Genomic DNA, 8529 nt, shown 5'->3' on the forward strand with positions numbered 1-8529 from the left:
CCGTAGAACGGCCCGCGCGACGCGCTGAATGTTTGACTCCCCCGCACCCCCTCCGGGAGGGGGCTCCAGCGAGGCTTACGCAAGGATTTGACATGGACTTCAATTTTTCGGATGACCAGCAGCAGCTTCGCGACGCGGTCGCCAAGTGGGTCGAAAAGGGCTACGGCTTCGAGCGCCGCCGCGCCATCGAGGCCGCAGGCGGTTTCTCGCGCGAGGCTTGGGACGAACTGGCCGAACTGGGCCTGGGCGGCCTCTACATCCCCGAGGACGAGGGCGGCCTGGGCATGGGCCCGGTCGAAGGCATGGTCGTGATGGAAGAGCTGGGCCGCGGCATCGTGCTCGAGCCGCTGGCGCAATCGTTCATCGCCGGCGCCCTGCTCGCCGGCCATGCCGACGCCGACACCAAGGTCAACTGGCTGCCGCGCATCGCAGGCGGCCAGGCGCTGGTGGTGCTGGCCTACCAGGAACGCAAGGCGCGCTACCGGCTCGACGTCTGCGAGGCCAAGGCGCAGAAGGCCGGCAATGGCTTCACCGTGCACGGCACCAAGAGCCTGGTGCCGGCCGGCGACGAAGCCGACGCCTTCCTGGTGCCCGCGCAACTCGACGGCAAGATGGCCCTCTTCCTGGTCGAGCGCGCTGCCGACGGCGTGGCGGCACGCGGCTACGGCACCCAGGACGGCAGCCGCGCGGCCGAAGTCGTGTTCGACGGTGCGGCCGCCACGCTGGTCACCCGTGACGGCCTGGCCGCACTCGAGTACGGAGTCGACATCGGCATCGCCTCGACCTGCGCGGAAGCCGTGGGCGTGATGGACCAGACGCTCGCGGTCACGGTCGACTACATGAACACGCGCAAGCAGTTCGGCGTCGCGATCGCCACCTTCCAGGCGCTGCGCCATCGCGTCGCCGACATGAAGATGCAGCTCGAACTGGCCCGCTCGATGAGCTACTACGCGAGCCTGAAGCTCAATGCCCCGGCCGCCGAACGCCGCCAGGCCATGGCCCGCGCCAAGTACCAGCTCGGCGTCTCGATGCGGTTCGTGAGCCAGCAGTCGGTGCAACTGCACGGCGGCATCGGCGTGACCGACGAATACATCGGCAGCCACTACTTCAGAAAGCTCACGCAGCTCGAGATGAGCTTCGGCGACAGCATGCACCACCTGGGCGAAGTGTCGGCCCGCATGCAAGATACGGCGGGCGTCTTCGCCTGAACTGTTGCTCGCCCCCAGGTTGGGCTCACTTCGTGTAGCCCGCCCACCCCCTACCGGGGGCAACACCTGCGGCCCGGCAAAGCCGGTTCCGCGGTGTTTCACCAACGGGCCTGGCTTCGCCGGCCGCAGACCGCAGCGTTGCTTTGGCTTCGTCAGCCGTGCAGGCGGGAGCTTTGCGGCAGGTGCGCCATCAGGAACTCCATCTGGTCGGCCAGGATCCGGCGGTTGCGCAGGATGAAGTCTTCCCACAGGCTGGGCACGTAGGGTGCGTAGAGCAGCGCCATGCCGGCCTGCTCGGGCGTGCGGCTGCTCTTTCTGTGGTTGCACGGCCGGCAGGCCGTGACCACGTTCATCCAGGTGTCGATTCCCTTTTGAGCGAACGGGATGATGTGCTCGCGCGTGAGTTCGTCCTCGCTGAAGTGGCCGCCGCAGTAGGCGCAGACGTTGCGGTCGCGCGCGAACAGCTTGCCGTTGGTCAGGCCCGGGCGCTGCGTGAAGGGATTGATGCGCGGCACGCCCTTGGTGCCGATGATGCTGTTGATCGCGATCTGCGACTGCTGGCCGGTGACCGCGTTGTGGCCGCCCCGGAACACCGCCACCTGCGCGCCCACCTCCCAGCGGACCTCGTCGGAGGCATAGTGGATCACCGCCTGCTCGAGCGAAATCCACGATTGAGGCAGCCCTTGGGCCGACAGCTTCAAGACCTTCACACACGTCTCCTCTGATCAGAGAAACCACGGAAAGACCGATCACCGGCGCGCGGCCAGCGCACTTGCGCGCACCGCACTGCGTCACAATATACCGGTTTTGTGACAAATGGCCCTGACGTGCCCATTCCATGGGCACGAAGTGCTATCAAAAAGATACCAAACGATGCAGGTCTTCCGGGGATTTCGGCATCCGGGCGTGGCTCCGGCCTGCGCCCTGACCATTGGCAATTTCGACGGTGTGCACCGTGGTCACCAGGCGATGCTGGGGCTGCTCAATACCGAGGCGCGCCTGCGCGGACTGCCCAGCTGCGTGCTGAGCTTCGAGCCGCATCCGCGCGACTACTTCGCCGCGCTCAACCGGCGCCCCGAACTGGCGCCGGCGCGCATCGGCACCCTGCGCGACAAGCTCACCGAACTGGCCGCGGGCGGCGTCGCCCAGACCATCGTGCTGCCCTTCGATGCCCGGCTGGCCTCCCAGACGCCGGAAGAATTCATCCAGCACGTGCTGATCGAGGGCCTGGGCGCGCGCTACGTGCTGGTCGGCGACGATTTCCGCTTCGGCGCCAGGCGCGCCGGCGACTACGCGATGCTCGACCGTGCCGGCGACCAGCACGGCTTCGACGTCGCGCGCATGAACAGCTACGAGGTGCATGGCCTGCGGGTCTCGAGCTCGGCCGTGCGCGAGGCGCTGGCCGAAGGTCGGATGGCCGATGTCCAGGCGCTGCTGGGCCGGCCCTACGCGATTTCCGGCCACGTGGTCCACGGCCGCAAGCTCGGCCGCGCGCTGGGCGCCTCGGCGCCGGGCCGCGACGATGGCTTCCGCACCCTCAACCTGCGCTTCAAGCACTGGAAGCCGGCCGCCAGCGGCATCTTCGCGGTGCTCGTCCACGGGCTGTCCGAGGCGCCGCTGCCGGGCGTCGCCAACCTCGGCGTCAGGCCCTCGCTCGACGCCAACGACGTCAACGCCGGCCGGGTGCTGCTGGAGACCCATTGCCTCGATTGGCCGGCCCAACTGGGCAGCGAAGGGGCCTACGGTAAAATCGTGCGCGTGGAACTGCTGCACAAACTGCACGACGAATTGCGCTACACCAGCCTCGAGGCCCTGACTGCGGGCATCGCGAAGGATGGCCGCGACGCGCGCGCCTTCTTTGCCTCCACGCACGCCGAGACCCATCGCCAGACGACGCGCGACCGAATTTAGAGCGGAACCCTCGCTTTCCGCCGCGTTCGGCCGCCTTGGGATGCAAGGGGCCGCATGCCCCCCTCGATCCCCGAGCGCTGCCAGGCAGCGCAGATTTCTGGAACCCCCATGGCTGACAACAAGACCGACGGCGCCAACGACTACCGCGCCACGCTGAACCTGCCCGACACCCCCTTCCCGATGCGCGGCGACCTGCCCAAGCGCGAGCCGGGCTGGGTCAAGGAGTGGAACGAGGAAGGCCTCTACCAGCGTCTGCGCGACGCCCGCCACGGCGCGCCCAAGTTCATCCTGCACGACGGCCCGCCGTACGCCAATGGCCAGATCCACATGGGCCACGCGGTGAACAAGATCCTGAAGGACATGATCACCAAGGCGCGCCAGCTCGAGGGCTTCGACGCGCTCTACGTACCAGGCTGGGACTGCCATGGCCTGCCGATCGAGAACGCGATCGAGAAGAAGTACGGCCGCAACCTGAGCCGCGACGAGATGCAGGCCAAGAGCCGCGCCTACGCGACCGAGCAGATCGCCCAGCAGATGGTCGACTTCCAGCGCCTGGGCGTGCTGGGCGAGTGGGACCATCCGTACAAGACCATGGATTTCGCCAACGAAGCGGGCGAGATCCGCGCCTTCAAGCGCGTGATCGAGCGCGGCTTCGTCTACCGCGGCCTGAAGCCGGTGTACTGGTGCTTCGACTGCGGCTCCTCGCTGGCCGAGTTCGAGATCGAGTACGCGGACAAGAAGTCGCAGACCCTCGACGTCGCCTTCAAGGCGCACGACCCGGCCAAGCTGGCCGCCGCCTTCGGCCTGCCTGCGCTCGCCAAGGATGCCTTCGCCGTCATCTGGACCACCACTGCCTGGACCATCCCGGCCAACCAGGCGATCAACCTGAACCCCGAGCTCGACTACGCGCTGGTCGACACCGAGCGCGGCCTGCTGGTTCTCGCGGCGTCCCTGGTCGAGATGTGCATGAACCGCTATGCGCTCGACGGCACCGTGCTGGCCACGGTCCAGGGCGAGAAGCTCGGCGGCCTCGAATTCGAGCATCCGCTGTACGACGTCGATGCCGGCTACCGGCGCCTGTCGCCGGTCTACCTGGCCGACTACGCGACCGCCGACGACGGCACCGGCCTGGTCCATTCGTCGCCGGCCTATGGCGTGGACGACTTCAACTCCTGCATCGCGCACGGCGTGGCGTACGACGACATCCTGAATCCGGTGCAGGGCAACGGCTCGTACGCGCCCGATTTCCCGCTGTTCGGCGGCCAGAACATCTGGAAGGCGGTGCCCGTCATCATCCACGCGCTGCGCGATGCCGGCCGCCTGCTGGCGACCGAGGTCATCACCCACAGCTACCCGCACTGCTGGCGCCACAAGACGCCGGTGATCTACCGCGCGGCGGCCCAGTGGTTCATCCGCATGGACGAGGGCGAAGGCGTGTTCACCAAGGACAAGGCGCCGCAGACGCTGCGCCAGACCGCGCTGGCCGCGATCGAGCAGACCAGCTTCTATCCGGAGAACGGCAAGGCGCGGCTGCACGACATGATCGCCAACCGGCCTGACTGGTGCATCAGCCGCCAACGCAGCTGGGGCGTGCCGATCCCGTTCTTCCTGCACAAGGACTCGGGCGAGCTGCATCCGCGCACGATGGAGATCCTCGACCAGGCCGCGGCCATCGTCGAGCAGGGCGGCATCGAGGCCTGGAGCCGCGTGACCACCGAGGAGATCCTCGGTGCCGAAGACGCGCCGCTGTACACCAAGAGCACCGACATCCTCGAGGTCTGGTTCGACTCGGGCTCGACCTTCTATCACGTGCTGCGCGGCACCCACCCGAACGTGCACCACGAGAGCGGCCCCGAGGCCGACCTGTACCTCGAAGGCCATGACCAGCATCGCGGCTGGTTCCACTCGTCGCTGCTGCTCGCCAGCGCGCTCGAAGGCCGCGCGCCCTACCGCGGCCTGCTGACGCACGGCTTCACGGTCGACAGCCAGGGCCGTAAGATGAGCAAGTCGCTCGGCAACGGCATCGACCCGCAGGAAGTGAACAAGAAGCTCGGCGCCGAGATCACGCGCCTGTGGGTGGCCGCGAGCGACTACTCGGGCGACATTGCGGGCGACGACAAGATCCTGGCGCGCGTGGTGGACGCCTACCGCCGCATCCGCAACACGCTGCGCTTCCTGCTCGCCAACACCAGCGACTTCGACATCAAGAAGGATGCGGTGCCGCTGGCCGAGCTGCTCGAGATCGACCGCTATGCGCTCGCCCGTGCGGCGCAGTTCCAGGCCGAGATCCTCGCGCACTACAAGGTGTACGAGTTCCACCCGGTGGTGGCCAAGCTGCAGGTGTACTGTTCCGAGGACCTCGGCGCCTTCTACCTGGACGTGCTCAAGGACCGGCTCTACACGACCGCCCCCGGCTCGCACGCGCGCCGCAGCGCCCAGACCGCGCTGTGGCACATCACGCAGGCGATGCTGCGCTGGATGGCACCGTTCCTGAGCTTCACGGCCGAAGAGGCGTGGAAGTTCTGCGGCGACGGCCAGTCGATCTTCGTCCAGACCTACAGCGATCTCGGCACGCCCGACCAAGCGCTGCTGGCGAAGTGGACCCGCATCCGCGAGATCCGCGACGCGGTCAACAAGGAGATCGAGACCGTGCGCACCGCCGGCCAGGTCGGCTCCTCGCTGCAGGCCAACGTGACGATCACCGCACCGGCCGACGACCATGCACTGCTGGCTTCGCTGGGCGACGACCTGAAGTTCGTGCTGATCACCTCGGCGGTCGAGCTGGCCGCCGGCGACGCGCTGTCGGCACAAGTGACGGCGAGTGCCGCGGCCAAGTGCGAGCGCTGCTGGCACTGGCGCGACGACGTCGGCCATGACCCGGCCCACCCGGGCCTGTGCGGCCGCTGCACCAGCAACCTGCACGGCGCCGGAGAGCAAAGGAACGTCGCCTGATGGCTCGCAAATCTTCGGGCTCGCCGGGCCTCGGCATCTGGCCCTGGCTCGGCCTCGCGCTGGTGATCGTGATCGTCGACCAGTTCACCAAGACGCTGATCCTGGGCTACTACAAGTACGGCGACGTGACCTACGTCACCAGCTTCTTCAACGTGGTCCGGGCCCACAACACCGGCGCGGCGTTTTCCTTCCTGGCCGATGCGGCCGGGTGGCAGCGCTGGTTCTTCACCGCCATCGGCGTCGCGGCGGCGATCTTCATCGTCTGGATGCTGAAGTCGCATGCCGGCCAGAAGCTGTTCTCGTTCTCGATGGCCGSCATCCTGGGCGGTGCCATCGGCAACGTGATCGACCGCATGATGCACGGCTACGTGGTCGACTTCCTGGACTTCCACATGGCCGGCCGGCACTTCCCGGCCTTCAACGTGGCCGACAGCGCCATCACGCTCGGCGCGATCTGCCTGATCCTGGATGAACTGAGGCGCGTGCGGCGCAAGTAGCCCGGCCGCGCGAAGGCAAGGCAAGGCGAGCCAGCCAGGGGGTTGGTCTATAGTCCTTTGCTTCCATGAAGCATCTGTTGAATTTACTCGCGGCGATCGCGCTGCTGGTATGGGGCACCCATCTCGTTCGCACGGGCGTGCTGCGCGTCTTCGGCGCCAACCTGCGCAAGATCCTGGTTCACAGCATGCGCAACCGCTTCACGGCGGCCCTCTCGGGCATCGGCGTCACGGCGCTGGTCCAGTYGAGCACCGCGACCTCGCTGATGACCTCCTCCTTCGTCGGCCAGGGCCTGGTGACGCTGCCGGCCGCGCTGGCGGTGATGCGCGGGGCCGACATCGGCACCGCCCTGATGTCGGTGCTGTTCTCGGCCGACCTGTCATGGCTGTCGCCGCTCTTCATCTTCGTCGGCGTGGTGCTGTTCATCACGCGCCCATCGAGCGTGGCCGGCCGCGTCGGGCGAGTGCTGATCGGACTCGGCCTGATGCTGCTCGCGCTGCAGCTGGTGGTGGCGGCCACCGGGCCTCTGTTCGCCGGCCAGGCGATGCGTGAATTGCTGGGCTCGCTGGGCAGCGACGTACTGCTGGAAATCACCATCGGCGCCGCGCTCGCGATCGTCGCCTACTCGAGCCTGGCGGTCGTGCTGCTGGTCGCCGCGCTGGCGAGTTCGAACGCGGTGCCGCTCGACGTCGCGCTCGGCCTGGTGCTCGGCGCCAATCTCGGCAGCGGGCTGCTGGCGGTGCTGACGACCGCCAAGTCGACGGTCTCGGTCCGGCAGGTCACGGTGGGCAACCTGGCCTTCAAGCTGCTCGGCGTGGCGATCGCGGCGCCCTTCGTCGGTCTCTGGCTGCGCGAGGTCAGGCCCTACATCTCGGACGCGACGCAGTTCGTGGTGCTGTACCACCTGGCCTTCAACGTGCTCGTCAGCGTCGGCTTCATCGGCCTCACCGACTGGGTGGCGGCGCTGGTGACGCGCGTGCTGCCGGTGCCGGAGGAGCCCGCGGCCACGCGCCGGCCCCAGCACCTGGACCCCTCGGCCCTGTCGACGCCGACGCTGGCCATCTCGAACGCCGCGCGCGAGGCGCTGCACCAGGCCGACGTGGTCGAGACCATGCTGATCGGCGTGCTCAACGTGATCCGCAACAACGACCTGCGACTGGCCCAGGAGCTGCGCAAGCTCGACGACACGGTCGACGAGCTGTACTCCGCCATCAAGTACTACATGACCAAGATCTCGCGCGAGGCCCTGGGCGAGGAGGAGAGCCGGCGCTGGACGGACATCATCAGCTTCACGATCAACATGGAGCAGATCGGCGACATCATCGAGCGCGTGATCATCGACATCGAGGACAAGAAGATCAAGCCGCAGCGCAACTTCTCCGACGCCGGCATGCGCGAGATCGTCGAGCTGCACGAGCGGCTGGTGGCCAACCTGCGCCTGAGCATGAGCGTGTTCCTGAACGGCAGCGTGCGCGATGCCCAGAAGCTGCTCGAGGAGAAGGCGCGCTTCCGCGACCTGGAGCGCGCCTACGCCACCACCCACCTCGGGCGCCTGTCGGACCAGACCGCGTTGAGCATCGAGACCAGCTCGCTGCACATCGACCTGATCAGCGACCTCAAGCGCATCAACTCGCACATCTGCTCGATCGCCTACCCGATCCTCGAATCGGCCGGCGCACTGGCGCCGACCCGCATGCGCGAGTCGCGCCTGAATACGCTTTAGCTCGCCCCCAGGTTGGGCTCACTGCGTGTAGCCCGCCCACCCCCTACCGGGGGCGCAGTCAGCGGCCCGGCGAAGCCGGTTCCGCGACTGCCCACCAACAGGCGCGCTGCGCGCAGCCGACAACAAACACAGTGCCAGTATTCACCGGCCGGCGCAGCCAGGCCCGTTGGTGAAACACCGCGGAACCGGCTTTGCCGGGCCGCTGGTGTTGCCCCCGGCAGGGGGTGGGCGCCCCGACAC

Annotated in this window: 6 protein-coding genes; 5 read left to right on the forward strand and 1 reads right to left on the reverse strand. The window is 67.7% G+C overall.

Translation table 11 applies throughout. From position 1 onward, the window contains the following. The first annotated feature begins 92 nt into the window (after positions 1-92). The gene (locus tag AC1D2K_RS23865) at positions 93-1208 is read left to right on the forward strand and encodes an acyl-CoA dehydrogenase family protein (protein ID WP_478091484.1); all 1116 of its coding nucleotides are present in this window, start codon (positions 93-95) and stop codon (positions 1206-1208) included. Positions 1209-1360: 152 nt separating this feature from the next. Here AC1D2K_RS23865 and AC1D2K_RS23870 read toward each other — a convergent pair whose 3' ends face one another. Further along, positions 1361-1918, reverse strand: coding sequence for an HNH endonuclease (locus AC1D2K_RS23870; protein ID WP_478091485.1), 558 nt, complete (start codon positions 1916-1918; stop codon positions 1361-1363). A 163-nt stretch (positions 1919-2081) separates the two neighbouring features. On the opposite strand from AC1D2K_RS23870, the gene AC1D2K_RS23875 reads away from it, so the two are divergent. From AC1D2K_RS23875 to AC1D2K_RS23890, 4 genes are all read left to right on the forward strand, one after another. Then, entirely contained in the window at positions 2082-3119 is a 1038-nt protein-coding gene (locus AC1D2K_RS23875; RefSeq protein ID WP_478091486.1) for a bifunctional riboflavin kinase/FAD synthetase, read from the forward strand. Positions 3120-3227: 108 nt separating this feature from the next. Continuing rightward, positions 3228-6071, forward strand: a complete 2844-nt coding sequence (gene ileS, locus AC1D2K_RS23880) for an isoleucine--tRNA ligase (protein WP_478091487.1) — start codon at positions 3228-3230, stop codon at positions 6069-6071. Continuing rightward, positions 6071-6568 (forward strand): signal peptidase II, encoded by a 498-nt coding sequence (gene lspA / locus AC1D2K_RS23885; RefSeq protein WP_478091488.1) that lies wholly within the window; start codon positions 6071-6073, stop codon positions 6566-6568. Before ileS ends, lspA begins: the two co-directional genes overlap by 1 nt. Before the next feature lie 65 nt (positions 6569-6633). Further along, a complete protein-coding gene (locus AC1D2K_RS23890; RefSeq protein ID WP_478091490.1) occupies positions 6634-8289 on the forward strand; it encodes a Na/Pi cotransporter family protein in 1656 nt (551 codons plus the stop codon). The last annotated feature ends 240 nt before the right edge of the window (positions 8290-8529 follow it).

This window comes from Variovorax sp. P1_H12_2, assembly GCF_056405335.1.

Excerpts from the sequence above, each read along its gene's own strand:
- AC1D2K_RS23865 (WP_478091484.1), top strand. The coding sequence starts at position 93 with ATGGACTTCAATTTTTCGGATGACCAGCAGCAGCTTCGCGACGCGGTC.
- AC1D2K_RS23875 (WP_478091486.1), top strand. The coding sequence starts at position 2,082 with ATGCAGGTCTTCCGGGGATTTCGGCATCCGGGCGTGGCTCCGGCCTGC.
- ileS (WP_478091487.1), top strand. The coding sequence starts at position 3,228 with ATGGCTGACAACAAGACCGACGGCGCCAACGACTACCGCGCCACGCTG.